The organism is Azospirillum sp. VT-I1 (assembly GCF_055698305.1).
Genome location: NZ_CP168807.1, coordinates 176,803 through 199,628, shown reverse-complemented (window position 1 = coordinate 199,628; position 22,826 = coordinate 176,803). Strand labels below are relative to the sequence as shown.

25 protein-coding genes are annotated in these 22,826 nt (G+C 71.5%); 10 read left to right on the top strand and 15 right to left on the bottom strand.

Annotated elements, in window-relative coordinates; translation table 11 throughout:
* Positions 1 to 80: 80 nt before the first annotated feature.
* The 8 genes from AB8P05_RS32050 (at position 81) to AB8P05_RS32015 (ending at position 6,522) form a co-directional block, all read left to right on the top strand.
* The gene (locus tag AB8P05_RS32050; protein ID WP_472762255.1) at positions 81 to 1,136 is read left to right on the top strand and encodes a helix-turn-helix transcriptional regulator; all 1,056 of its coding nucleotides are present in this window, start codon (positions 81 to 83) and stop codon (positions 1,134 to 1,136) included.
* A 39-nt stretch (positions 1,137 to 1,175) separates the two neighbouring features.
* On the top strand, positions 1,176 to 1,583 hold the full coding sequence (locus AB8P05_RS32045) for a glycine-rich domain-containing protein (RefSeq protein WP_472762254.1): 408 nt from the start codon (positions 1,176 to 1,178) through the stop codon (positions 1,581 to 1,583).
* A gap of 109 nt (positions 1,584 to 1,692) precedes the next feature.
* Complete coding sequence (locus AB8P05_RS32040) at positions 1,693 to 2,667, top strand: helix-turn-helix transcriptional regulator (RefSeq protein ID WP_472762253.1); 975 nt, start codon at positions 1,693 to 1,695, stop codon at positions 2,665 to 2,667.
* Positions 2,625 to 2,747: a hypothetical protein gene (locus AB8P05_RS32035; RefSeq protein ID WP_472762252.1), complete on the top strand. Its 123-nt coding sequence runs from the start codon at positions 2,625 to 2,627 to the stop codon at positions 2,745 to 2,747. The genes AB8P05_RS32040 and AB8P05_RS32035 overlap by 43 nt, the downstream gene beginning before the upstream one ends.
* A gap of 196 nt (positions 2,748 to 2,943) precedes the next feature.
* Positions 2,944 to 4,506, top strand: a complete 1,563-nt coding sequence (locus tag AB8P05_RS32030) for an ABC transporter substrate-binding protein (protein WP_472762251.1) — start codon at positions 2,944 to 2,946, stop codon at positions 4,504 to 4,506.
* A 38-nt stretch (positions 4,507 to 4,544) separates the two neighbouring features.
* Positions 4,545 to 5,318, top strand: a complete 774-nt coding sequence (locus AB8P05_RS32025) for an ABC transporter permease (protein WP_472762250.1) — start codon at positions 4,545 to 4,547, stop codon at positions 5,316 to 5,318.
* A complete protein-coding gene (locus tag AB8P05_RS32020; protein WP_472762249.1) occupies positions 5,252 to 5,689 on the top strand; it encodes an ABC transporter permease subunit in 438 nt (145 codons plus the stop codon). The genes AB8P05_RS32025 and AB8P05_RS32020 overlap by 67 nt, the downstream gene beginning before the upstream one ends.
* Entirely contained in the window at positions 5,686 to 6,522 is an 837-nt protein-coding gene (locus AB8P05_RS32015) for an ABC transporter permease (protein ID WP_472762248.1), read from the top strand. The genes AB8P05_RS32020 and AB8P05_RS32015 overlap by 4 nt, the downstream gene beginning before the upstream one ends.
* A gap of 386 nt (positions 6,523 to 6,908) precedes the next feature.
* On the opposite strand, the gene AB8P05_RS32010 is transcribed toward AB8P05_RS32015, so the two are convergent.
* The 15 genes from AB8P05_RS32010 to AB8P05_RS31940 form a co-directional block, all read right to left on the bottom strand.
* The gene (locus tag AB8P05_RS32010; RefSeq protein WP_472762247.1) at positions 6,909 to 7,841 is read right to left on the bottom strand and encodes an LPD7 domain-containing protein; all 933 of its coding nucleotides are present in this window, start codon (positions 7,839 to 7,841) and stop codon (positions 6,909 to 6,911) included.
* A 178-nt stretch (positions 7,842 to 8,019) separates the two neighbouring features.
* A complete protein-coding gene (locus tag AB8P05_RS32005; RefSeq protein ID WP_472762246.1) occupies positions 8,020 to 9,972 on the bottom strand; it encodes a type IV secretory system conjugative DNA transfer family protein in 1,953 nt (650 codons plus the stop codon).
* 16 nt (positions 9,973 to 9,988) lie between these two features.
* The gene (virB11, locus tag AB8P05_RS32000; protein ID WP_472762245.1) at positions 9,989 to 11,065 is read right to left on the bottom strand and encodes a P-type DNA transfer ATPase VirB11; all 1,077 of its coding nucleotides are present in this window, start codon (positions 11,063 to 11,065) and stop codon (positions 9,989 to 9,991) included.
* On the bottom strand, positions 11,062 to 12,156 hold the full coding sequence (gene virB10, locus AB8P05_RS31995; protein ID WP_472762244.1) for a type IV secretion system protein VirB10: 1,095 nt from the start codon (positions 12,154 to 12,156) through the stop codon (positions 11,062 to 11,064). Before virB10 ends, virB11 begins: the two co-directional genes overlap by 4 nt.
* Positions 12,153 to 13,055, bottom strand: coding sequence for a TrbG/VirB9 family P-type conjugative transfer protein (locus tag AB8P05_RS31990; protein ID WP_472762243.1), 903 nt, complete (start codon positions 13,053 to 13,055; stop codon positions 12,153 to 12,155). The genes virB10 and AB8P05_RS31990 overlap by 4 nt, the downstream gene beginning before the upstream one ends.
* On the bottom strand, positions 13,052 to 13,771 hold the full coding sequence (locus tag AB8P05_RS31985) for a VirB8 family type IV secretion system protein (RefSeq protein ID WP_472762242.1): 720 nt from the start codon (positions 13,769 to 13,771) through the stop codon (positions 13,052 to 13,054). The genes AB8P05_RS31990 and AB8P05_RS31985 overlap by 4 nt, the downstream gene beginning before the upstream one ends.
* Positions 13,768 to 13,935, bottom strand: coding sequence for a hypothetical protein (locus tag AB8P05_RS31980; RefSeq protein ID WP_472762241.1), 168 nt, complete (start codon positions 13,933 to 13,935; stop codon positions 13,768 to 13,770). Before AB8P05_RS31980 ends, AB8P05_RS31985 begins: the two co-directional genes overlap by 4 nt.
* Before the next feature lie 216 nt (positions 13,936 to 14,151).
* Positions 14,152 to 15,045 carry a TrbL/VirB6 family protein gene (locus AB8P05_RS31975; protein ID WP_472762240.1) on the bottom strand — a complete coding sequence of 298 codons (894 nt, stop codon included), beginning with the start codon at positions 15,043 to 15,045 and terminating at the stop codon, positions 14,152 to 14,154.
* A 6-nt stretch (positions 15,046 to 15,051) separates the two neighbouring features.
* The gene (locus tag AB8P05_RS31970; RefSeq protein ID WP_472762239.1) at positions 15,052 to 15,468 is read right to left on the bottom strand and encodes an EexN family lipoprotein; all 417 of its coding nucleotides are present in this window, start codon (positions 15,466 to 15,468) and stop codon (positions 15,052 to 15,054) included.
* A complete protein-coding gene (locus AB8P05_RS31965; protein ID WP_472762238.1) occupies positions 15,465 to 16,199 on the bottom strand; it encodes a type IV secretion system protein in 735 nt (244 codons plus the stop codon). The genes AB8P05_RS31970 and AB8P05_RS31965 overlap by 4 nt, the downstream gene beginning before the upstream one ends.
* A 31-nt stretch (positions 16,200 to 16,230) precedes the next feature.
* Positions 16,231 to 18,612 (bottom strand): VirB4 family type IV secretion/conjugal transfer ATPase, encoded by a 2,382-nt coding sequence (locus AB8P05_RS31960; RefSeq protein WP_472762237.1) that lies wholly within the window; start codon positions 18,610 to 18,612, stop codon positions 16,231 to 16,233.
* Positions 18,605 to 18,955, bottom strand: a complete 351-nt coding sequence (locus AB8P05_RS31955) for a VirB3 family type IV secretion system protein (RefSeq protein WP_472762236.1) — start codon at positions 18,953 to 18,955, stop codon at positions 18,605 to 18,607. The genes AB8P05_RS31960 and AB8P05_RS31955 overlap by 8 nt, the downstream gene beginning before the upstream one ends.
* Position 18,956: 1 nt before the next feature.
* Positions 18,957 to 19,301, bottom strand: a complete 345-nt coding sequence (locus AB8P05_RS31950; protein ID WP_472762235.1) for a TrbC/VirB2 family protein — start codon at positions 19,299 to 19,301, stop codon at positions 18,957 to 18,959.
* Between the two features lie 61 nt (positions 19,302 to 19,362).
* Complete coding sequence (locus AB8P05_RS31945) at positions 19,363 to 20,052, bottom strand: lytic transglycosylase domain-containing protein (protein WP_472762234.1); 690 nt, start codon at positions 20,050 to 20,052, stop codon at positions 19,363 to 19,365.
* Positions 20,053 to 20,088: 36 nt separating this feature from the next.
* The gene (locus AB8P05_RS31940; protein WP_472762233.1) at positions 20,089 to 20,466 is read right to left on the bottom strand and encodes a hypothetical protein; all 378 of its coding nucleotides are present in this window, start codon (positions 20,464 to 20,466) and stop codon (positions 20,089 to 20,091) included.
* A gap of 428 nt (positions 20,467 to 20,894) precedes the next feature.
* On the opposite strand from AB8P05_RS31940, the gene AB8P05_RS31935 reads away from it, so the two are divergent.
* Both AB8P05_RS31935 and AB8P05_RS31930 read left to right on the top strand, forming a co-directional pair.
* Complete coding sequence (locus AB8P05_RS31935) at positions 20,895 to 21,638, top strand: ParA family protein (RefSeq protein WP_472762232.1); 744 nt, start codon at positions 20,895 to 20,897, stop codon at positions 21,636 to 21,638.
* On the top strand, positions 21,635 to 22,666 hold the full coding sequence (locus AB8P05_RS31930; protein ID WP_472762231.1) for a ParB/RepB/Spo0J family partition protein: 1,032 nt from the start codon (positions 21,635 to 21,637) through the stop codon (positions 22,664 to 22,666). Before AB8P05_RS31935 ends, AB8P05_RS31930 begins: the two co-directional genes overlap by 4 nt.
* The last annotated feature ends 160 nt before the right edge of the window (positions 22,667 to 22,826 follow it).

The following is a 22,826-nucleotide window of genomic DNA, read 5'->3' as shown; positions in this document are numbered from 1 at the left end:
ATATTCGAACCAATAGCGCCGCTTCCTCTTGAGAATGTATGACGCAAAGGTTATGATACACTCCGGTATGCAGGGGGTGCATGGTGGGCCTGTTGCAAGAACTCATCGGTCGTGCAGCACGCTCCGGATCTGCCCTGGCGGTCTACAACGGCCAGGATGGCATCATATCGGTGAACAGACGCCATCGGAGCCTGTATCCGTTCATCGATTTCTCGAAGCCCACCGACTACTCGAACATCGCCATGGAGTGCGTGAAGCACCGGAAGCTGGATGAAAGCTCGATCTACAAGGCGCCGGATCGCTGGATTGCCGCCCATGCGCGCTTTCGCCACCTCAACCGCTTTTCCCAAACCCTCACCCGGCACACCGACGGGCGGATCGTTCAGGTGACCTACGAGCGGTTGGAGGGCACCAACGGCTTCTGGTACCAGATGCGCCGGGACGTCACCGCCGAAGTCCTGCGCTGCATCCGCGACGGACTCGATCCGCTCGCCCACGTCAACGCCGATCAGGCCGTTACCCCGCCGGCACAGACGATCTTCATGGTTCGGCTGTTGGACAGGATTTCTCATCCGGCAGTGCTGCTGACGACGCGAGCACAAGTCGTCGACGGCAACATCGCCTTTGCGAAGCATTTGGCGCGAGGCGACGGGCTGGTGCTGAACGGCGGCAGGCTTGACCTCCGGACATCGCCCGAATCGCGGCAGGCATTCGCAAAGTCGGTCGCCGGATTCCACCGCCGTCGGAAGCGCACTCCCGTGACCTTGCGCACCGGCAAGCCGGACCGGCGGCCATTCTACCTTCTGACCTTGTCCGAACCACCGACGGAACAGCTCGGATGGGACACATCGGCCTCCGATATCCTGCTGCTGACCGTCACCGAACCGGATGCCTTGCTGCAGATCGAATCCCGCATCATCGCCGACCTCCTCCAGATCACCGAGACGGAGGCACGGGTGGCGCAGGAGTTGGCCGCCGGCCGAACGCCACGGCAGATCGCGGCCGAGCACGAGATGAGCGAGGCGGCTATCGACGGTCAGATGGCGTCCATCCTCGACAAGACGGGATCCCGAGATCTTGCCGCCGTCACGCGGCAAGTGACGACCTTGTCCTACGTCTTCGGACCGCGGATATAGGATCGAACATCAACTGCCAGAGAAATCAAGGACATCAGCATGAGTGACATCGGCGCAAGCGTGATGGACGAGCAGGTTGCCACTCTCGACCTCTCCTTCATCAACAAACGCCTGGAACGAGCCGGCCGCACGCCCGAGGAGGCCGAGCGGTCCGTCGAGGAGTATCGCCGTTTCATCGCTGTGCTGGCTGCGGAGCCGAACAAGATCCTGGTGCCTACGAAGGTCGCGGACCCCGCTTGGCACGAGCACATCCTGTTCATGGAAAGATACGAAAAGGACATGATAAAAATAGTGGGGGGTAAGGTATATCACTATCCTGAGGTATACGGTTGCGAAGATTGGCATCATGGCATTCGCAATACACAGGATGAATTTCGAAAAAAATTCTACAGAGATCTTGCTATGGGCGACTTTGCGATGTGCCTGATTTCTGTTAAGCCCGTATGAAATAGATCGCGCACAATGTTCATTGTTGAAACTAGCGAATTGTTGTGCGCAATCTTTTGCAAATTTATGCAAATATTAGTGAGGCGGTGTCTTTGAGGAGCGGCGTAATATGCATTATTTCATTGATAATCTAGAGGTGGCCGCGAAATCTGTTGGTGCCGGATTGGTTGTTTATGACAAAAACAACACATCTGTGACAATGAATGAAGTACATTCATTGTTGTATAGGTTTCTGGATAAAACTACCCCTCATACGTATAGCGATTTTGTTTGGGGTTGTGTGCTGAATAGAAAAATAAACAGAGAAACCGTATACAACAATCCGGATGATTGGATTAATTGCGCTGAAAGCTTCAGGGGATTTAATAACTTCTCTCAATCTCTATCCCACCATTCTGATGGACGCATTATTCAGGTAACATACGAACGCCTGAAAGACTCCGACGGCTGGTGGTACCAGATGCGTCGTGATGTCACTACCAGTTTCACGGATCACCTCCGCAACGGCCTCGACGCGATGCTGCCGTTCGGATTGGCCGACACCGTCGCACCACCGCTCCAATCCACCTTCGTCGTCCGGCTCCTTGATGCGCTGCCCTATCCGGCGGCCCTTCTCACTCCGCGGTGCCAGGTGATCGATGGCAACCAGTCCTTCGTCTCCATCGTCTCGCGCGGGGACGGTATTGCCGTGGTCGGCGGGCGGCTCTGCATTCCGTCCACCCCGGACGAACAGGACGTGCTGAGCAAGCGCGCCGCCGGGTTCTTCCGCAGGCGGGCGCGCACGCCGATCACGCTACGGGTGTCGCGCCTGGACCAGCCTTCGCCCTATTTCGCCACGCTCACCGAACCACCCGCCCAGCGCATCGGCTGGGACAGCCCGACGACCGGCCTTCTCCTGCTGACCATCGTCGATCCGGACGCGCTCCCCGCGGTCTCCCCCGTACCGTCTCCGACCTGCTGCAGATCACCGGGTCGGAGGCGGAGGTCGCCCTGGCGCTGTGCACCGGCCGAAGCGTCGAGGAGATCGCGGAGGACCGGGGCGTGGAACGCCGCACCGTCTACAATCAGGTGTCCTCGATCCTGAGCAAGACGGGACTGCGCAACCAGGCGGCCATCGTCCGTCAGGTCACCACGCTCTGCTGGCATTTCGGCTCGCGCGCCTGACCGGGTGCGGGCATGCCTGCCGGTGTAACAGCGCAGGCGCGAGCATATGGATAAAATCACGCGTCTATGTCTTCATACGAACGTGACCGGTCCCCAACCGGCTTTGCGCCGGCAAGGGCCGGGGTGGAGCGGACTCCGCCGGTCTGTCCAGCCCGCCGCACCGTTCCCATGACCTTGCCCCCGTGAACCTCCCGTCATGTCCCTGACCGCGCCGTCGCGTCCACTCCTCCTCGCCCTTGCCATCGGCTTTGCCGTGCCGGTCGCCGTTCCGGCACCCGCGGCGACCCTGCGGACCAGCCTGTCCGACGATCTCGCGACCATCGACCCCTTCGTCTTTCCCGGCATGGCGTCCGCCGGCGTGCTGCGGCAGGTCTATGAAGGCTTCACCGCCACCGATGCCGAAGGCCGCATCCGTCCGGCGCTGGCGACCGGCTGGGAGACGCCGGACGGCGGCCGCAGCTGGCGGATCACCCTGCGGCATGGGGTGCGTTTCCATTCCGGCCGCGAGTTCACCGCCGCCGACGTGCTGTGGACCTGGGAGCGGCACCTGACCCGCAAGCCGCAGCCTGGATACAGCACCTTCCACCTGCGCGGCATCGACGGGGCGGCGGCGCTGAGCCGCGGCGAGGCCCGCTCGCTGACCGGCGTCACCATCGCCGATCCATACACGCTGGTCGTCCGGCTCACCGACGCCGACGCCCTGTTCCCGCTCTACCCGTTCCTGTTCGTCGACCGCGGCATGGAAGGAGAGTACGGGGCCGCATGGCCGGAGCATGGCTCGGGCGGCACCGGGCCGTTCCGCCTGGTATCCTGGCAGCGCGGCGAGCGGGTCCAGCTTGAGGCGCACGGCGACCACTGGGGTGGCGCGCCCACCGTCGACGGGGTCCAGCTGTCGATCCTGCCCGATCCGAACACGCTGCTGGCCCGCTACGACGGCGGGACGCTGGACGTGGCGCCGCTGCCGGAGAACGTCGTGCGCACCGCGGTCCGCCAGCCGCGCTATGCCGGGCAGGTCCAGGCCTTCCCGCGCGCCCAGGTCCGTTATCTTGCCGTGAACCAGCAGCTTTATCCGCCCTTCCGCGACCGGCGTGTGCGTGAGGCGCTGCGTCTCGCCCTCGACCGCGCCGCAACGGTGGAGGGCCTGCATGCCGGGCACGCCGTGCTGACCGACGGGTTCGCCACGCCTGGCCTCGGCGGCTACCGCCCCGCCCGCACGGGTGCCGCTCCCGCCGACCCGGCGCGGGCGAAGGCTCTGCTGGCCGAGGCGGGGTTCGCCGGCGGGCACGGTCTGCCGCCGCTGCAGATCGCCGGCACCCCCAACGTGCGTGAGGAAGCGACCTTCTTCGCCGCCCAGCTCGGCGCGGTGCTCGGCATTCCGGTCGGCGTCCGCATCCAGGACCGCGCCAGCTTTGTCGCGGCGATCAACGCGGGCGGCGAGGCGCTGTTCTTCAACGGCTGGACGGCGGACTACCCGGACCCTCTGGACCAGCTCGCCAGCCAATGGCACAGCGCCAGCCCGACCAACCGGTCGCGCTGGCGCGACCCGGCCGTCGACCGGCTGATCGAACAGGCGCGCGGCCTGCCCGAGCCGATGGCCCGCCAAGAGCTCTACCGCGAGGCCGAACGCCGGCTGGACAACGAAGCCGCGGCGGTTTCGCTGCCGGTGCCCGACTACGTCGTGCTGGTCCGTCCCGGCGTGAGTGGGGTGGCGATCCGGCCCGACGGAACCCCCGACTTCCGCAACGCCCGGCTGCCGTGACCGGACGGTTGCCCCGGCCGCGCTTGCCCTGGCGGCGGATGGCCGGACGCCTGCCGGGACTGCTGGCACTGGCCGGCGCCGCGGTGCTGGCCAGCTTCCTGGCCTCCCATGCGCTGCCGGGAGATCCGGTGCTGCTGATGGTGGACGGGCAGGCCGCCGATCCCGAGCTGGTCCGCCGCCTGCGCGAGGGCGCCGGGCTGGACCAGCCGCTCGTCCGGCAATTCGCCGCCTATCTCCTTGCCCTGCTGCACGGCGACCTCGGCCAGTCGCTGCGCTACGGCGGCCTGCCGGTGGCGACGCTGCTGGGCGAGGCGCTGCCGGTCACGTTCGGCCTGCTCGCCGGTGCGGCGGCGCTGGCCGTTCCCCTCGGGCTCGCCGCCGGTCTCGCGACAGCCGACGGACGCAGAGCCTGGACCGTCCCGCTCTTCACCACCGGCTCGGCGCTGGCGCTGTCCATCCCGCCACTGGTGCTGGCGACATGGCTGATGCTGGCGGTGTCCGGCCGGGCGCCTGTGGCGGTGGTGGCGCTGGCCCTGCCGGCCGCCGCGGTGATCGCCCGGCTGACGCAGGTCCAGGTGAGGGAGGTGCTGGCGCGCGACTTCATCCGCACCGCCGAGGCCAAGGGGCTCGAGCGGGGCGCGGTTCTGCTGTGCCATGCCCTCCCGAACGCGCTGGTGCCGCTGGCCGCGGCGGCCGGCTCGGTGGTCGGAACCATTCTCACCGCCACCGCGGCGGTCGAGAGCGTGTGCTGGCGGTGTCCGGCCGGGCGCCTGTGGCGGTGGTGGCGCTGGCCCTGCCGGCCGCCGCGGTGATCGCCCGGCTGACGCAGGTCCAGGTGAGGGAGGTGCTGGCGCGCGACTTCATCCGCACCGCCGAGGCCAAGGGGCTCGAGCGGGGCGCGGTTCTGCTGTGCCATGCCCTCCCGAACGCGCTGGTGCCGCTGGCCGCGGCGGCCGGCTCGGTGGTCGGAACCATTCTCACCGCCACCGCGGCGGTCGAGAGCGTGTTCGCCTTGCCGGGCATCGGCCGTCTGGCCGTCCAGGCGGTGCTGGCCCGCGACCATGCGCTCGCCGGGGCCGCCGTCCTGGTCTTCGTCCTGGCCCAGATCGCCGTCAGCCTGGTCGTTGAGCTGGCGATCGGCCTGATCGATCCGCGGCTGCGCGGCAAAACGGAGCCGTCATGAGCCTGCCGGCGCGGATGGGGCGGTCATGGGCGGGCCGCGCCGGGCTGCTGCTGGCGGCCTCCCTGGCGGTCCTGCCGGCGCTGGCCGCCGCACTGCTGCCCTTCGACCCGTCCACCATGGATTTGGGCCGGGCCTGGGTCGGGCCGTCCGCCGCTCACCCGCTGGGCTGCGACGGCCTCGGCCGTGACGTCGCGGCACGCCTGATCGCCGGCACCGGAACCTCGCTGGCCATCGCCGGAACGGCGCTCGCCCTCGCCGTCGGGCTGGGCGCGCTGCTGGGCGGGGCGGCAGGGTGGATCGGCGGCAGGGTGGACGCGGCCGCGCTGCGCCTCGCCGATCTGCTGCACGGATTTCCCGAGCTGTCGCTCGCGATCGTCGCCTCCGCGCTGCTTGGGCCGGGCACCGGAGCGATGGTGCTGACGCTTGCCATAGCGGCGCTGCCGCCCCAGCTTCGCTGGTGCCGGGCTCTGGCGCTGTCGCAGCGGACGGCCGAACATGTCGCCGCCGCGCAGGCCCTGGGTGCCGGGCCGGTGCATATGCTGCGCAATCACCTGCTGCCGGCCTGTGCCGTTCCGGTCGCAGCCCGTGCCGCACTGACCGCAGGCCCGGCCATCGTCACCGAAGCGACGCTGAGCGGACTTGGCCTCGGCGTCCAGGAACCGGACCTGTCGCTCGGAACCCTGATCCGCGATGGCTTGGCCGATCTGAGGGGCGGTCCGCATCTGATCGTCTCGACGACCCTGACCGTCGCCGCCATCGCGGTCACCCTCACGCTGCTGGCCGACGCTTTGCGCCATGCCCTCGATCCGCGGACCATGACTGTCAAACGGTAGCGCCGAGCCCCTGTCCCGGGTACGCAAGGGCTCAAACCGCACCGGACCCGGGGGCAGGTTTGGAATGCCGGAGGAAGCCTTCGGCGGCGCGGCTGGGACGGGTGAGCGCTCCATGGACAGCGGGAGGGGGCGCCACCTCACTCTGTCGTGTGTCGGACGCCTCAGGATTTCTGGAGCTTGAAAAGCCGTAACTGACCGCGCCGGGTTCTCCGGTGCTACTCGTCGGCGCGGCGCGCGCCTCCTCCCCGAGCCAGCACCGGGGCAGCTGCGTCGCTGCCGGTCGCCAGCGTCATGCCCGGTCCTGTCTCGGCCCTGCGGGTGACGCCCCGGGCTAGCGGATGGGGGCAAGGGGATTTACCGGCGGCCGTGCCGTTGTCGAGCCGGCGCTACCGACTGCGGCTTCGGTGGGGCGGGTCCGGCTCGTTGCGGCGCAGCGGCTTCGCCGCCGCCGGCTCCGCCCGCGCGGGGGCGGGAGCGCGGGCGGCCCGCGTCTGCTCCGCCGTCAGCACGACAGGCCCCCCGGCGCGCTCCTTCTTCAGCAGCTCCGCCGCCACGAACCGCTTCAGGTCCGCCTTGGCGTCGCTGGTGAAGCGGTTCATCTGCCGGTCGATCTTCTCCGACAGCGCGGCGAGCACCAGCCGCCCGTCGGGCGACAGGTCCTTCCGCGCGGCGCGCAGGGCTTTGCTGGGATCGTCCGCTGGCGCCGCCTCCGGGGCACGCCCGGCTTTGGACCGCGCCCGGGTGGCGTCGGCGTCCGGCAATGCCGGCCGCGCCGAGTCCGGTCTCGCCGCCGAATCGGAGGCCGCCGCCTGCCGCACGCCGTTGGTGGGCTGGCGCTCCGCCTGGCGCCGGCCGGCTTCCTGGCGGTCCGGCGCGGTGGCCTTGTAGCCCTGTGCCTCCAGCCCGCGGGCCTGGGCTTCGATCCAGGCCTCCCGCCGGAAGTCGGCGCTGCCCCGGATGGCGATGGCCGTCCAGCCGCGGGCCTCGGCCAGCGCGAGCATCGCGCGGATGGTGGCGAGATCCTCGCGCTTGCTGCTGATTGTGCTGTCGCCGGCGCGCAGGGCTAGGCTCCGGCGCCTGTAATCCTCGTAGTAGCGGCGCTCGCCGCCGGTGTCCTCGAGGTAGTAGGTGCCGGCGAGGGGATCGAAGCGGTGCGGCCGGCGGGTTTCTTCGCGGCGGCCGGTGCCGCCGGCTCCTGCGGCGGCGGCCCCGCCGCAGGGGCGGGGCTGGCCCGGGTCAAGTCCGCGCCGGTGGCTTCCCGGATGCTGTTGGTCGGGCGGGCGGCGTCGCCCAGGCGGTCGACAAGTCCCATGGCTCACCTCTTTCGTGCGGAAGACGGGAGGGCGGCGTTCGGCGCTCCGTCGCCGCGGCCGTGATCAGGGGCGGTGCCGGGGCTTTCGACGGTCGGCACGGCGTCGACGATGGCCGCCACCACCGCCTTGGCATCCTCCACCCCGTAGGCGCCGAGGTCGACCTCGGTGCCGAGGATGGCCGCGATCAGCCCGTCCGCCTGGTGCGGCCGCAGCTCCGGCTCCGAGGGGGCGGAGCTGCGGCCCGGCCGGCCGGGGGCGGGGGACGGCCGCCGGTGCCGGACGCCGCGGTCTCGCCGCCGCCCGCCTGGCCGGCGGGCTCCGTCGTCCGGGGCTTTCCCGCCCGCCGCCGGACCGGCCGCGCCGGCTGCGGGGAGCCAGCCTCGGCTTCGGCCTCGGCGGCGATCGGCTCGAAGCCCTTGCCCTGGTCGAGGCGCACCGGAACCTCGATCGCCGCCACCTGCGGGGCCGGGCGGAGCAGGCGGGTGAAGGTGGGGTCCTCGAAATGGCGGATGCGCCGGGCCCGGATCGGCTCCATTCCGGGACGCAGCAGGATGGCGTCGCGCGGCGTCAGCCGGGCGATCTCCTGCGGCAGCAGCAGCGCCCGGCGCTGGTCCGTCTCCGTCTGGGTCAACCGGTCGCGGCGGAACAGCCGCCAGTAGCGCGGGCCGCTGCGCGCGGTGCCCTCCACCGTGTCGTAGCCGAGCCGGGCGCTCAGCTCCTCGCACAGCTTCAAATCCTTGGTGCCGAACACCACCTCCAGCCCGCAATTGTCGAGGATGGCCGCCGCCTTGTCGGGGCCGTAGAGGTCGCGGTCGCGCAGTTGCGCCTTGCTCTGCAGGATCAGCATGAGGCGCATGTCGTAGCCGGCGACATAGGCGAAGGCGTCGGCCAGCATCGGCATCGGCCCCAGCAGCGGGAACTCGTCCAGGAGCAGCAGCACCTGGTGGCGCCCGCCCGGGTCGTGCTGGGGCAGCGTGCGCACGGTGAGGTCCATCAGCTGCTGGAAGAACAGCGCCAGCAGCGGGCGCAGCCGGGCGATGTTGTCGGGCGTGACGCCGATGTAGACGGCGTGCAGCGAGGAGCGCAGGGTGCGCAGGTCGAAGTCGCTCTCGGCGGTGGCGGCGTCGATGCGCGGGTTGAACCACAAGGACAGCCGGGCGGTGACGGTCTTGCGGATCGAGTTCACCAGGTCGGGCGAGCCCTTCAGGTAATCCTCCAGCGCCTTCACCGTCGCCTCGGTGTAGGGCCGGCCCCGCCGGCGCCGGGCCTCGATGCGCTCGATCATCGAGCGCGCGCCGTCGACACTGGACAGGAGCCGCAGCACCTCGCCGAAGGTCAAGGGCAGCTCCGGGCTTTCCGCCAGGAAGCCAGCCGCCCCGGTGAAGGCCGAACGCGCCGCGTCGGTCCAGAACTGCTGGTCGCCGCCGGCATGCGGGAAGACCATCTGGGCGATGCGCTGGATGTCCTCGAAGGCGTCGACGGTGCCGCGGCGGACATAGCTGAAGGGGTTGTAGCGGGCGGTGCGCCCGTCCGGGGCGAGCGGATCGAACAGCACCACCCGCTGCCCGGCCGCCGCCCGGATGCCGGCGGTCGCCGCCCAGGTCTCCTTCTTCACGTCGAGGCAGACCAGCGAGGCCTCGTAGAGCAGGGCGTTGGGGATCACCAGCCCCACCCCCTTGCCCGAGCGCGTCGGCGCATAGCAGACGACATGCTCGGGTCCGCCGAAGCGCAAGGTCCGGCCCCGGCGGTCGCGGCCGACGAACAGCCCGCCGCCGCGCGCGTAAAAGCCGGCCTCGACCAGCGCCCGCCGTCCGGCCCAGCGCGTCTCGCCATGCAGCGGCCGGCTGCGGCGCGGCCAGCCGCCGCGCGCCAGCCGGCCGATCAGGAGCAGCACCAGCACCGCGCTGGCCACCGCCGCCGCCAGCCGCAGCCAGGGACCGGCCACCGGGTGGTGCAGGCCGTAATGCTGGAGATAGAGCCAGAACTGCGCCAGGGGCAGCGTGTCGGCGGTGAGCAGGCCGGTGCCGGCGAGGAAAACCAGCGAGGCCAGCACCGACCACAGCCCGGCCAGCGCCAGCAGCGCCACCAGGGCGGCCAGTGCCTTGGCGGCCGGAGGCCAATCGCTGAAGCCGTCCATCCTTCGCAGGCCCTCCTCAGCCGGCGGCGCGCACGGGCATGGCGTCCGCAGGGGCGTCCCCGGGAGGAGCGGCGGCCGGCGGGTCGAAGAAGACCTCCTCGATGGCGAAGCCGTCCGCACCGCGCCGGCACTGGGCGACGATGTCGATGTGCCGGCGCAACAGCGCGTGCAGGTCGGCGTCGGCGAGGTGGCGGCCGACCTCGTTCTGCTTGACCATCAGGCGCAGCGCATCGAACGCCCCGGCGGCGCTGCCGGCATGGCAGGTGGTGATGCCGCCCGGATGGCCGCCGGCGAGTGCCCGCAGGAAGGTGAGGGCGGCCCCGTCGCGCAGCTCCTGCATCAGGATGCGGTCGGGGCGCATGCGCCATGCCGCCTCGATCAGCGCCTCCGGGCCGACCGGCGCCAGGCCCTGGCCGCCCTTGCTGTAGAAGAGCGCCACGCGGTTGCGCTGGGGCAGGCCGATGAATTCGGCGGTGTCCTCGATGGTGATGAGCCGCTCCTCCGGCGCAATGGCGCCGATCAGCGCCTTGGCGAAAGTGGTCTTGCCCGAGCCGGTGTCGCCGGCGACCACCACCGTCTTCTTGGCCTGGACCGCCAGCGGGAAAAAGCGCTGCCAGTCCCCGGCCCGGTGCAGGGCCATCAGCTCGGCGTCGAAAGCGTGGAGGCGCGGAGCGGCTGGAGCGGTGCGGGCGAACAGCCCGCCGGCGGCCAGCGAGGCGATGGTCGGGACAAAGCTTGAGGGGCGGCGGATGGTCAGGCTGAGCAGGCCGGCCTCCACCGCCGGCGGACGGGCGATCTGCACCCGCTCGCCGTCCGGCAGCACCGAGGCGCACAGCGGCTGCTGCGGCCCGACATCCTGCTGCGACAGCGCGGCGCACAGCGTGGCGATGGCGTCGAGCCGCTCGAAGCCGAGATCCGGCAGCGCGTGCCAGGACCAGACGCCCGCCCGCTCCACCCCGGCCTCGCCCGGCCGGTTGACCACCAGCTCGGTGACGCCCGTGTCGGCGAGCAGGGCGGTGAGCGGCTCCAGCAGCAGGCGCAAGGTGGTCTCGCCGGGGCGCGTCGTGCCAAGGCGTAGGGCAGGGCGCATCATGGCGAGCCCCCGGCCGGCTGGAGGTGGTAGACGGTGGAGAAGTCGAGGTCGCGGGCGACGAAGACGCTGACCGCCTCGCCCTGGGCCTTGCGCAGGGTGGGGGGCAGGTCGATGCTGCCGCGCAGGCTCTCGGCGATCACCGACTGGGTCTGGCCGGTGTTGATGGTGGTGGTGCCCTCCTTCGACGCCGCGGCGACGCCGGCCTGGATGGCGCCGTCGACGAAGGACAGCAGCAGTGCCCCGCCGAAGCGCTGCCAGAAATGGCGGTCGACCTCGCCGTCGAGGCCGGCGCGCCCGAGCGGGTCGCTGCCCGGGCTGTCGAGCGCGATCACCACGCCCTGCGGCGTCTCGGCGCGCGTCCACAGGACGAACATTCGCTCCACCCCCTGACGGACGCCGCCGCGGAACTCGCCGACCACCCTGGTGCCGCGGTCGAGCAGGGTCAGGCCGGTCTTGCCGAGCACGTCCTGCGGCACGACGCAGGTGACGAAGCCGGGCAGGGTGGAGTCCATGGCGGTCTGCAGGATGCAGGGGATGACGGTGCCGGTGGTGAGCAGATAGGGCTGGTTCTTGAGCAGGCCGGCGGCGACGCCGGCCAGCCGGGTCGGTTGCAGGCGCGCGGCCAGCGCGTCTGGGGCCGGTTGCCCGCTGCCGGGCGGGCCGGAAACACCGGACAGCAGCGTGGCGGCGTCCGGGGCGGCGGTGCCGGCCGCGGTCGCGGTGTAGACCAGCAGGCGCGGCGGCTGCCGCGGCGGCGCCTGGGCCGGGGCCGCCGCCGGCGTCTCGGGCAGCGGCGGTGGCGGCAGCGGTGGCACCGTCAGGGCTGCCGGCTGCACCGGGAGCGGCGGGGGCGGGGGCTCGTAGCGGATGGCCGGGCGCGCCAGGGGCGGCGGGCCGTCCTGCGGTTTCAGGTCGGGCTTTTCGGCGGTCAGCAGGATGACGCCGCAGGCCAGCACCGTTCCGGCGAGCAGCGCGCCGATGCCGGCCTTGCGGCCGGGGCCGGGACCGCGGCCGGCGACGGCGGAGACGTGGCGCTCGCCGGGGAGCGCGCCGCCGGGCGGGGAAACGGGATCGCCGCTCATGTTGCTCATGGGCCGGCGCTCCGGACGCTGCGGGTGAGGCCGGGCGTGCCGGTGCCGGTGCTGGGATCGCGGCCGGCCGGGTCGAAGCCGCGGTTGACGACGCGCAGGACCTCCTGCCCGTCGCGCAGCACGAAGGCCCGGGCGGTGGTCTGGACGATGGCGCTGTCGCCGGCCATGGTGGCGGGGACGATCGCCTCTGCGCCGTCCGGGGCCACCGCGTAGATCGCCGGGACGCGCCGGCTGCCGGGAAAGCGGAACGCCGTCTGCCGGCCGTTGTCGCTGACCTCCGCCGGCTCCAGGGCGACCGAGCCCTGGGCGACGTAGCGCCAGTTGCGTGGCCCCTCGGCCCAGGCGCCGGCGAGCCGGGCCTGGGCGTCCTGCTCCCGCACCCGCTCCGCCGCCCGGGTCCGGCGGGCGGCACGCTCGGCGCGCTCGTCCTGCGGGTAGCGGAAGTGGACGGCATACATGGCGCCGCCCACGGTCTCCCCTCTGGCGCTGGCGCTGGCCATGGCGGCGCCGGTGCCCTCGCCGCCCGGCTCGGCGACGAGGCGCAGCTGGTAGGAGCGCAAGGCACCGTCGGGGCGGCGGGTGACGACCTGGGCGTTGGTGGCGGGGCGGCGCTCGGTGGGCTTGAGGAACAGCATGTTGGCGGCCGGCTGGGCCAGCCAGCCCTCGGCGTCGCCGATCGCCACCTGGGTGATCTCCTCAGCCGGCCCGAAGGTGATCTGCGTGGAGTTGGTGGGGGAGCCGACGATGCGCACGACGTCGAGCGGGTTGTAGGCGACGAGCTGGACCCGCGGGTCGAAGCCGCCGGGCCTGGGGGCCTGTTCGGCGCTGGCGGCAGCGGCGGCGAGGACCGCGCCGACCAGCAGGCCGGCGGCCGCGGCGGCGGGGCGGAGCGGGATCATGGCGTGGCCTCCACGTCGGCGCGGTAGCTGGTGACGACGAATCCGAGCGGGTTGACGTTCATCGCCGAGGCGCTGACCGGACCGGGGACGATGTCGAAGCCGATGGTGGCGACCATGCGCCGGACCGGCAGCGCGGCGTCGCCCTTGCGCTCGTGCTGGACGAAGCGGAGTTGGGCCAGCTTCGGTCCGAGAAAGCTGGTGGAAACCCAGCGCAGCGTCGCCGTGCCGTCGCGCCCCAGCAGCACCTGCGGGCTCGCCGGGTTGGAGCCGCGGAATTCGGCGGCATACTCGGCCTGGACCGGCGGTGCCGACAAGAGGGCCACCGCCTCGAAGTTGGCAGGCGCCTCGGCGGCGCTGTAGCCCTGGCGCAGGCGGACATACTGCCAGAGGAAATAGCGCCGCTCGGCCTCGGTGGCCTCCAGCGGGCCTCCCTGCAGGTCGTAGACGCGCTCCACCGCACCGGTGGCGTTGTCGACGCGGAAGACCAGCGGCACCACGCTTTTCAGCGGGGTCAGCGCGGCGACGGCGAGCGCCCCGGCCAGCCCGACCAGGGCGCCGGCGGCGCCGACCGCGAGGCCCACGCGGGCGGTGCGCCGGTGGGCGCGCAGGCGGTCGGCCTCGTAGCTGGCGACCCGGGCGAAATAGGCGTCGAGCAGTTCGGGATCGGCGGCGACCGGACGGGCGAGGAAGGCATCGGCGGGAGGTGGGGCGGTCATCGGGCGGCCTCCCCGAGCAGGGCGGGCCGCAGGTCGCCGGCATTGGGCGTCCAGCGGCCGGGATTGAGCACGCGGTACGGGCCTGACGGCTCGGGGGCTCCCGGCTGGCCGGCACAGGCGGACAGGGCGAGAAGAAGGGCGGCACAGGCGAGGCGCTGTTTCATGATGGGTGTCCTCGGACAGGGCAGGTCCCGGGCGGCGGCGCGCGGCGGCGCCGCCTCAAACCGGCGGGCTGCGGTCGGAGAGGGAGCCGCCGGCCGGCGGGCGAAGCGGCGGCGGTCGGCCGGCGCCCGCGGCGGCCCGCCAGCCGGCGGAACCGGCGAGGTGCAGCGCGCCGAGCGCGCCGGAGCGGCCGACGCGCTGGCTGTCGCCCTGGGCGTCTATTCGGCTGTACCCGGTGGAGCCGGCCGCCCCCGGGCGGCGCGGGCGAGCGCGCCGGTGTGGAAGGCCAGGCCGCCGGACAGCGAGGCGGCGAAGGCCGGCAGCTGGAAGGCGACATAGGCGGCGACGGCGAAGAAGATCATCCCGGCGAGCAGCACCTGCAGCATCACCATCGGGTCGACCGAGCCCATGACCGCGATGGTGCCCACGACCCTTTGCTCGACCGCGAGCACAATGAAGAGCAGGACGATGGTGGTGATCTGCAGGATGACGCAGGAGATCAGCGAGCCGATCCAGCGCTCGAAGATGGTGCGGGTGGCGGCGAACAGCACCAGCGGGACGAGCAGCGGGCCGAGTGCGATGTAGAGCGCCAGGATCACCCGCGAGATCAGCCAGATGGCGAAGCAGAAGCCGGTGGACAGGATGGCGACACCCCAGAACAGGACGACGACGGCCTTTTCGGCGATGTCGCTCCAGCCCAGTGTCCGCCACACCTCAAGGCCGGCTCGCCAAGCCCGCAGCCAGACTTGATCGAAGCTGTTGGCACTGACGACCCGAACCGAACCCGACGAAGTCAGGGCATTGGTCAAAGCGTTCGGCAAAATGCTGAAGAAGAAGTCGTAGACATATTGCTGATAGATTCCGGCTCCCGTGATGAGCCAAACCACAAGGATCATCTTGAATAAGCGACTGAACAGAACGGCGCCGGTTTCAGTGGCTTCCCCGCGTAGGACCAGCAGACCGGTGAGCGCGATGTACAGCACCAAAGCAATCCGCAGCGGTGTTGCTGCAAATGTGAGGAAGGCATTGAGCACCTCCGCAACGGCGGTGATGAGCGGCGTCTCCACCTGGGAGACGATATAGGCAAAAATCTGCCATTGGATGTCGCCCATTGAGGATCACCTCTGAATGTTCCCAGCTTCGATGAGAAGTGACCGTCTTGCTGCGTCACAGTGGTCGATGTTTGGGTTCCGGCGGCACATTATGAGTTGGCTCAGCCGATTCTCAGGGTCACTGGACCAGAAGGCCGGATCATTGGGATCCATGGTCCCGGTGCGCGAGCGTGCCTCGCGCAGCGCCACCTCGACGCTGGCCTGCTGGGCATTGACGCAGTCGGGGTCTCGCCCCAGCCGGCCGGGGTCGTCGAAGCAGGCGAGCTGGACTTGCGCGCGGACCTGCGGGTGGTCGGCATACCAGCTCACGGTGCGCGGCGGCGCTGCCGACGGTCCCTGCGCCATCGCCGGCCCGGCGGCGAGTGCCAGGGCAAGGAGGGCAGGCAGGGCACATACGGTGCAAAAACTTCTGGTCATCGTCATCCTCCCCGCGCCTTGGCCTGGTCGATCAGCGCGTCGATCGACTGCCGGCGCCGTTCCTGCTCGCGCTGCTCGTGGTTGCGCATCTGCGCCTGCTGCCACAGCACCAGCGACTGCGCCTGCACCTGCTGGGCCTGGATGTAGGCCTGCTCGGCAGCGAGGCGGGCGGCGAGGTCGGCCACTGCCTTGGCATCCCCGGCGGCGGCGAGCTGGCCCTCGATCGCCCGCAAGGCGGCGATCCGGCTGGACGCCGACTGGTAGAGCCCGCTCGCCATCGCCTGCGCCCCGGCGATGCTGGTGGCGCCGCGCTGCATCTCCTGCGCCTGGAAGTCGTCGCCGGACGGCGCATAGACGCGGTTGCGCTCCAGGTTGCCCTGCGCCGCCGTGCCGAAGCCGCCCGGCCCGAGCGCGGTGCCGGCCATCGCCGCGGCCAACTCGCCGCTTTGCGCCGGCAGGGCGTTGCGCAACCCCTCGACGTCGAGCTGGCGGCCGAGGTCGGTCAGCGCGTCCGAAGGGGCATGGGCGATCGCCTGGTAGGTCTGCTGGAGCTGCTGGTATTGCTGCTGCATCGCCTGGAGCTGCTGGGCCATCTGCTGGACCTGCTGCACCGCCTGGGCGAGGTTGGCCGGATCGATCACCGCCAGCTGGGCCAGGGCGGGCGGGGCCGCGGCACTCAGGGCGGCGAGCGCCAGAAGGCAGGGCAGGGCCTGCACCGTGTGAATGGTCCTGGTCATCGCCGGTTCTCCATGCTTGGTGAGGGCGGTGTCATGTCAGGGCGCCGCGCCACTGCCGGCGGAACTGCGGCAGCCAGGCGTCGGGTTCGGCGCCATGCTCGGCGATCAGCCGCTCCATCAGCCGCACCGTGCCGGCGCGGGCCGACAGCACCGCCACCAGATCGTCGAGCCCGCCGAGATCGAGGTCGCAGGCGACCGACGCCGTGCCCTGCTTGAGCAGGAAGCGCCGGCCGCCGGCGGTGAGATCCTCGCGCACCGCCTGGAACTCCGGGCCGGTCAGCTTCAGCCCGCCCTGGTAGTCGGCGGCATCGGCCCGCGGGTTCGGCATCAGGATCTGCGTCGGGCACTGCTCGATGATCGAGTGCGCGATCGGGCTTTTCAGCGCGTCGGCCGGCGACTGGGTGCCGAGCACCACCAGCCCGTTCAGCTTGCGGATGGTCTTCAGCTTGTCGTTCACCAGCTCGCGGAAGCCGGGGTCGAGCAGCGCCTTCCAGAACTCGTCGATCATCAGCACCAGCCGGCGGCCGTCGAGCAGGCGCTCCACCCGGTGGAACAGATAGGCCAGAACCGGGCCGCGGGCGACGGGGTCGTCGAGGAGCGCCGTGACGTCGAATCCGAGGAACGGCGCCTCGAGCGCCAGCGCGTCGGCCTCGTTGTCGAGCACCCAGCCGAGCGCGCCGCCGCGGCACCAGCGCTCCAGCCGGGCGCCCGGCCCGCTGGCCTGGCCGAGGAAGGCGCGCAGCTCGCCCAGCGAGCGGGCCTCGGGGGGCAGCGCCAGCACGGCGCGCAAGCCCAGCTCCAGCCGCCGCTCGGTCTCCGGCGCGAGCCCGGCGCCCGGCTCGCCGATCAGCGGCGCCAGCAGGCTCTTGAGGAAGGCGATGTCGGCGGGGGAGCCGGTGAGGGCTTTCAGCGGCGCCAGGCCCGACGGGGCGCCGGCCGGCAGGACGAGGTAGGTGCCGCCGACCGCGCGGGCCAGGATTTCGCCGCCGCGGTCCTTGTCGAAGAACACCACCTGGGCGCCCTGGCGCCCGGCGAGTGCTGCCAGGAACAGCATCAGCGTCGTCTTGCCCGAGCCGGCCGGGCCGGCGACGAAGACGTTGCCGAGGTCGGTTACCGTGCCGGTGGGGGCGTGGAGGTGGAAGCGGTAGGCGGTGCCGCCGCTGGTGCGCAGCAGGGTCAGCGGCTCGCCCCAATGGCCCTGCGCCGCCCCGGACGGGTGGTTGTGCAGGCTGGCCATGGCGGCGAAGTTGCGCGAGCTGACCGCCCCGGGGCGGGTGCGCAGCCACAAGTTTCCCGGCAGCTGCGCCCAATAGGCCGCCTCCAGCGCCAGATCCTCGCGCGCCACCACAGCCCCGCTCTCGGCCAGGTCGCGCCGGGCGCGGGCGGCGACCTCGCGCAGGCCGTCCAGGCTGTCGGCGAAGGTGACCAGGCTCAAATGGTGGTCGCCCATGACGAAGGCGTTGGAGGCCAGCAGGTCGGCCGCCTCGCTGAGCGCCGCGGTCTGGCTGGCCGCCTTGTCTTGCGCCGTCACCATCTGGTTCTGCTTGCGGGTCAGCACGGCCTGGGCCGCCGGCTTGGCGAGGAAGCCGAAGCTCTGGGTCAGCACGCAGCGGTAGGGCGCGGCCAGCACCGCGTCGAACATGCCGGGCCAGCTGGTGGCGGGATATTCGCGCAGGCCGAAGGCGGCGGCATAGCTGGAGCCGCCGGGGGCGCGGATTTCGATCGCCTCGCGGCCGACGATGACGCGGTCGGTGTAGATCGCCCCGCCGAGATGGCCGTCGACCAGCGGCACCGGCAGCGTCTGCCCGGTCAGGATCAGCCGCAAGGCCTCGGCCGGCTCGGAGAACAGCACGCCGTTTTGTTCGCGCAAGCCCAGCCGCCGCGGGGCATGGTCGTCGAGTTCGGCCAGCAGGGTGGCGATGGCGGCGTCGAGCGCCTCCAGCGCCGCCGGGCCGGCCGGGCGGGCGAGGTCGCCGCGCCGGCGCCGGGCGAACAGGCCGGCCAGCCGGCGGCGCTCGCCGGCCCCGGGCGGGCGCAGCAGCACCGACAGGTAGAGCCGGTTGCGGAACAGCCGGTTGGCCAGCAGGCGCGCCCGGTAGGCGGTGTCGAGGTCGCGGGCGAAGCCGATCGTGCAGGGGGCGGCGGGATAGCCCGAGCCGTCGTCCAGCGTGCGGACGGTGTGGGTGGCCAGCACCAGCCGGTCGGACGCGATGTTGCGCAGCAGCAGGTTGCGCCGGGCGTGGCGGGCGTTGACCTCCTCGGCCGCCGCGGTCTCGAAGCCGGCGCCGCCGAGCTCGATCATGGCGAGCAGCGAACCGTCGTCGAGCAGCAGCGTGCCGGCGGCGGCGTGGCCGAGATAGGGCACGTAGGTGTCGGGGCCGCGCTCGCGCGCCCACAGCGCGGTGTCAGGCATGGATGCGGACCTCCCGGGCGCTGCGGGCGGGACCGAGCGGCAGCGGGCTGACCGAGGAGCCGCCCCAATGGCCGGTGTTGCGGGCGCGCGCCTTGGTGTCGGCCCATAGCCGCAGCGTGCCGAACAGATGGGCGTCGCGGCCGACCAGGGCGCGCAGGGCGTGGTGGAGGACGACGCCGATCAGCAGCCAGGCCGGGTTGCCGGCCAGCACGAAGACGATGCCGGTGGCCATGCCGTTGACCGCCACCGCCTCCAGGGGCACGCCGCGCCACATCGCCGGCCGGGTGCAGGCCAGGAACAGCGGGTCTTCGGCGAGATTTGGGGCAAGTTCCCGGCCGTCCATGTCAGGCCCCGACGATCTGGGTGACGATCCAGGCGGAGGAGAAGATCAGCATGACGCCGAGCAGCACGCCGCCGGCGGTGCGCAGGCTGAGGGCTCCCATCAAGGCGCCGATGCCGACAATGCAGATGGCGATCACCGCGATCAGGCGGCCGGCGGTGCCGGTGAGGATGTTGACGACGTTCTGCAGGAAGGTGGTGAGGTCACCGCCGCCGCCGGCCGCCTGGGCAAAGGCGGGGGCCGCGGCCAGGGTGACGGCCAGTCCGATGCCGAGCGCCGCCAGGATGGCGGGCGTGGCGGGGCGTGCGGTGGCAGGAGCAGGGGCGGGCAGGGAGCGGGGAGTGACCATGGACGAACACCTCCTCGGAATTGGGGCTGGGGGCTGATCGGGACGCCGGGTCCGGCTGGAGTCAGGGGCGGGCCTCCGGTGCCGCCGGGCGGTCTGGCAGGTGCGGAGGGGGTGCGGCCGGCAGCGGTGGCGGTCTCTGGGCGCGCTCGCGGTCGCGGCGGGCTCGCGCATAGACGTCCCAGGCCGGCGGTTCCGGCTCGATCGTGGTGGCGGCGGGAGGTGGGAGGGCCGGCCGATCGGGATCGGGAGGTGGCGTTCCCTCAAGCCGACCCTCCAGCCGGATCGCCGGCACCACGGTGGCGGCGGCGGCCTGGACGCGGGCGACATAGCCGTTGGCGACGCCGCGTTCGGGTGAGCCGGTGTTGTAGCGCGACAGCGCCCGCACCAGCGCCTGCTGGCCGTCCTCGCCGCCCTGGGGAGCGAACCCGCCGGCCAGCACCCGCGCGCCGGCGGCGATGTTGCGGCAGGGATCGAAGGCGTCGGCGACGCCGAGGCCGAGCCGGGCCAGGGTGGCGCTGTTCAGCTGCATCAGCCCGAGGTCGACGGAATGGCCCCGGCGCACCAACGCGGTCGCCTGGGCCACCGCGGCGGCGGCGCTTCGGGGGCTGTGTGACCGTCCGGCAGTGGCGTCGCCGATCGCCAGCGGATCGAGGCCGCTTTCGGCCTGGGCGACGGCGGCCAGCGTGTCGGCATGCACCCAGGGGCCGCAAGCGGCGGCCAGTTGGGCGAACAGCGCCAGGGAGAGGGTCATCGCCACCCTCCCCAGCCGGCAGCGGCGGAAAGGGCGCTAGCCCGGCGGCGCCGCTTCAGGCCGCTGGAGATCAATGTCGCAGTGGGGCGGCAGCGGGCCGGCGGCCGGCAGTTCCTGGGCCAGCGCCTTGTAGCGGGCGAGCTCAGGGTCGCCGGCGATGTAGACCGGAATGCAGCCGCAAAAGCCGAAGTCGGCGCGGATGAGGGTGAGCAGCCGGTCGAGGTCGCGGTAGGTGCGGTCGCCGCGGTCGTTCCAGGTGCGCAAGGGCAGGAAATCGCGCCGCCAGCTCGCCCGCAGGTAGGCGAGATGTTCGACAGCACCGCCGACGCATTTGGAGACGATGAGAACGTTGCGGATATGGCCGCCCTCCTGCAGGGCCTGCCTGATCTCCCCTTCCTGCAGCCCGCTTGCCAAGCCCCGCCCCCGCCGTCCCGCCGTGCCGCTGCTGTTCTAACAGCGCAAGCGCAGCCGGAGCGAGTGGTCCTTGCGGATAGGCGCCTCGTCATTTCGTGGGCCTCCCTTGGCAGGCCGCATGAGCGGCTGTATTGGATCGATTGCAGGGGTTTTATAAAAACGCCTTCAGGGGCAGAGGGCGGAACGCGCATCCTCTGCGAGAAAATGATTGCTGCCCAAACAAACGAAGGGTTGGGACAAAAAGCGGTCACGGCCCGTTGGTCCGTGGCTCTTTCGCGCATGGGTGGCGCGAACGGCTGTTGCCTTTGTAGTCGCACCCGCCGGGCCGACATTTCGCCGACGATCGAAGCGATTTTGCAAAAACCTTTCTGCGCGCCCCGGCTTCGGTGGGCGGCGCGGCCGGGCAAGCCCCCTGCTAAGGAGGTCCGATGAAAACCTTGGCCGTGATGAACGAGAAGGGCGGGGTCGGCAAGACCAGCCTCACCGCCCACGCCGGCTGGTACCTGGCCGAGCGCTTCCGCACGCTGGTGATCGACCTCGACCAGCAGGCCAACCTGACCGCCACGCTGGGCGCGCATCTCGGGCGGGTCGACAGCGTCGAGCTGTTCGTCCGCCCGACCCGGGTGCCGGAGGCCGGCCGCCTGACCGTCACCCGCTCGACCCGCGACCTGCTGGGGGTGGAGGGGGCGGGGCGCGCCTGCATCGCCACCTTCCGCGACAGCCTCGCCGCCATGGCGGCCGATTACGACGTCTGCGTGATCGACACCCCGCCGGCGCTGACCAACCGCACCTTCGGCGCGCTCCTGGCGGCCGACGCGGTGCTGGCGCCGATCGGCATTAACGACTATTCGCTCCAGGGGGTGGCCGAGCTGTTGCGCGCGATCAAGGGGGTGGCGCGGCATTACGGCCGGCCCGAGCCCCTGTTCCTCGGGCTGCTGCCCTCGATCTTCGACCGCAAGAGCCGGCGCGAGCGCGCGCTGTTCGAGAGCCTGGCCGCCGAGCTCGGCCAGCTGCTGTTCCCGGGCCTGGTGGCCAAGCGCGACGCCTATGCCCGCGCCGCCAGCGACCGAGCGCCGGTGTGGGCGATGCCGGGCAGTGCGGCGCGCGAGGCGGCGTCTGAGATCCGCGGCGTGCTCGCCACCGTGGCCGAGCGGATGGAGCTCCGACCGTGAGCGCGCCGGCCAACCCGCGTGCCGCCTTCGCTGCGGCCAGCTTCGCCGCCTTGCGGGCGGCGGCGGGAGACGGGCAGGGCGAGGTGCTGCACCTGCCGCTCGCCGACATCGACGAGGATCCCGGCCAGCCGCGCACCGTCTTCGCGGAGGAGGAGCTGGCGCTGTTGGCCGCCTCCATCCGCGCCCATGGGCTGGTGCAGCCGGTGGTGGTGCGGCCGGCGGTGGACGGGCGCCACCGGCTGGCCTTCGGGGCGCGACGGCTGCGCGCCGCCCGGCTGGCCGGGCTGGCGGAAGTCCCGGCGGTGATCCGGCGGGAGGGCGTCGGCGATTTCGCAGCGCAAGTGATCGAGAACCAGCACCGCGCGGCCCTGTCCAACAGCGATCTCGCCGCCGCCATCGCCCGCTTGGCGGCGGACGGGCACACCGGCCCGCAGATCGCCACAATCTGCGCGCTCAAGGCCTATGAAGTGTCGGCGTTCCGGCAGGCCGGCAATTTCCCGCCCGAGCTGCGGGCGCGCATCGACCAGGCCGACATGCGGGCGCTCTACGACCTTTACCGGCAATGGCGCAAGACCCCCGACGCGGTGCTGGCGGCCTTGCCCGATAGCGACGTGGTCCTCACCGTCACCGAGGCCCGCCGGATCGTCGGCGGCATCACCGGCCGGCCGGCCGGCAGCCTCGTTCCGGACCGGCCGGTGCCCGCCGCCGAGGAGCCGGAGGCGTTGCGTGACGACCCGACCGCCCCGGCGGCCGAGCCCTTTGCGGACGGCGAGGTTTTGCACGGTGCAAAACCCGACGTCCAGGAGGGGCGTGGGCGGGGTGAGGGCAAACCGAAGCCGACCGTAGTTCCGGACCCCGTGGCGGTCGCCCCGGTGCCGCCGGTGTTCCATGTCACGGCCGGGGACGGGGAGGAGGGCCGCCTGATCGTTGACCGGCGGGCCGGCGGGGCGGGACTGGTGCTGGTGGCCTACGCCGACGGCATCGCCGAGGTGAAGGCCGCCGATCTGCGTATCGTCCGCGTCGAATGAGCGGTCGCCACCGCGTCGGCATGCAATGCGGGTTTTGCACGGTGCAAAACGGAAGCGGGGCCATGGGGTACTGGGATCAATGGTGAAGTGAGGGAGAGAGAGGGCAGGATATGTTTAGTGGGAGCAGGTTTGAAACGGGGCTCGCGTGATGCCGCCGAAG

Coding starts and splice junctions, on each gene's coding strand:
- AB8P05_RS32050 (WP_472762255.1), top strand. CDS start 81: ATGGTGGGCCTGTTGCAAGAACTCATCGGTCGTGCAGCACGCTCCGGA.
- AB8P05_RS32045 (WP_472762254.1), top strand. CDS start 1,176: ATGAGTGACATCGGCGCAAGCGTGATGGACGAGCAGGTTGCCACTCTC.
- AB8P05_RS32040 (WP_472762253.1), top strand. CDS start 1,693: ATGCATTATTTCATTGATAATCTAGAGGTGGCCGCGAAATCTGTTGGT.
- AB8P05_RS32030 (WP_472762251.1), top strand. CDS start 2,944: ATGTCCCTGACCGCGCCGTCGCGTCCACTCCTCCTCGCCCTTGCCATC.
- AB8P05_RS32025 (WP_472762250.1), top strand. CDS start 4,545: ATGGCCGGACGCCTGCCGGGACTGCTGGCACTGGCCGGCGCCGCGGTG.
- AB8P05_RS32015 (WP_472762248.1), top strand. CDS start 5,686: ATGAGCCTGCCGGCGCGGATGGGGCGGTCATGGGCGGGCCGCGCCGGG.
- AB8P05_RS32005 (WP_472762246.1), bottom strand. CDS start 9,972: ATGGACGGCTTCAGCGATTGGCCTCCGGCCGCCAAGGCACTGGCCGCC.
- virB11 (WP_472762245.1), bottom strand. CDS start 11,065: ATGATGCGCCCTGCCCTACGCCTTGGCACGACGCGCCCCGGCGAGACC.
- virB10 (WP_472762244.1), bottom strand. CDS start 12,156: ATGAGCAACATGAGCGGCGATCCCGTTTCCCCGCCCGGCGGCGCGCTC.
- AB8P05_RS31990 (WP_472762243.1), bottom strand. CDS start 13,055: ATGATCCCGCTCCGCCCCGCCGCCGCGGCCGCCGGCCTGCTGGTCGGC.
- AB8P05_RS31985 (WP_472762242.1), bottom strand. CDS start 13,771: ATGACCGCCCCACCTCCCGCCGATGCCTTCCTCGCCCGTCCGGTCGCC.
- AB8P05_RS31980 (WP_472762241.1), bottom strand. CDS start 13,935: ATGAAACAGCGCCTCGCCTGTGCCGCCCTTCTTCTCGCCCTGTCCGCC.
- AB8P05_RS31975 (WP_472762240.1), bottom strand. CDS start 15,045: ATGGGCGACATCCAATGGCAGATTTTTGCCTATATCGTCTCCCAGGTG.
- AB8P05_RS31970 (WP_472762239.1), bottom strand. CDS start 15,468: ATGACGATGACCAGAAGTTTTTGCACCGTATGTGCCCTGCCTGCCCTC.
- AB8P05_RS31965 (WP_472762238.1), bottom strand. CDS start 16,199: ATGACCAGGACCATTCACACGGTGCAGGCCCTGCCCTGCCTTCTGGCG.
- AB8P05_RS31960 (WP_472762237.1), bottom strand. CDS start 18,612: ATGCCTGACACCGCGCTGTGGGCGCGCGAGCGCGGCCCCGACACCTAC.
- AB8P05_RS31955 (WP_472762236.1), bottom strand. CDS start 18,955: ATGGACGGCCGGGAACTTGCCCCAAATCTCGCCGAAGACCCGCTGTTC.
- AB8P05_RS31950 (WP_472762235.1), bottom strand. CDS start 19,301: ATGGTCACTCCCCGCTCCCTGCCCGCCCCTGCTCCTGCCACCGCACGC.
- AB8P05_RS31945 (WP_472762234.1), bottom strand. CDS start 20,052: ATGACCCTCTCCCTGGCGCTGTTCGCCCAACTGGCCGCCGCTTGCGGC.
- AB8P05_RS31935 (WP_472762232.1), top strand. CDS start 20,895: ATGAAAACCTTGGCCGTGATGAACGAGAAGGGCGGGGTCGGCAAGACC.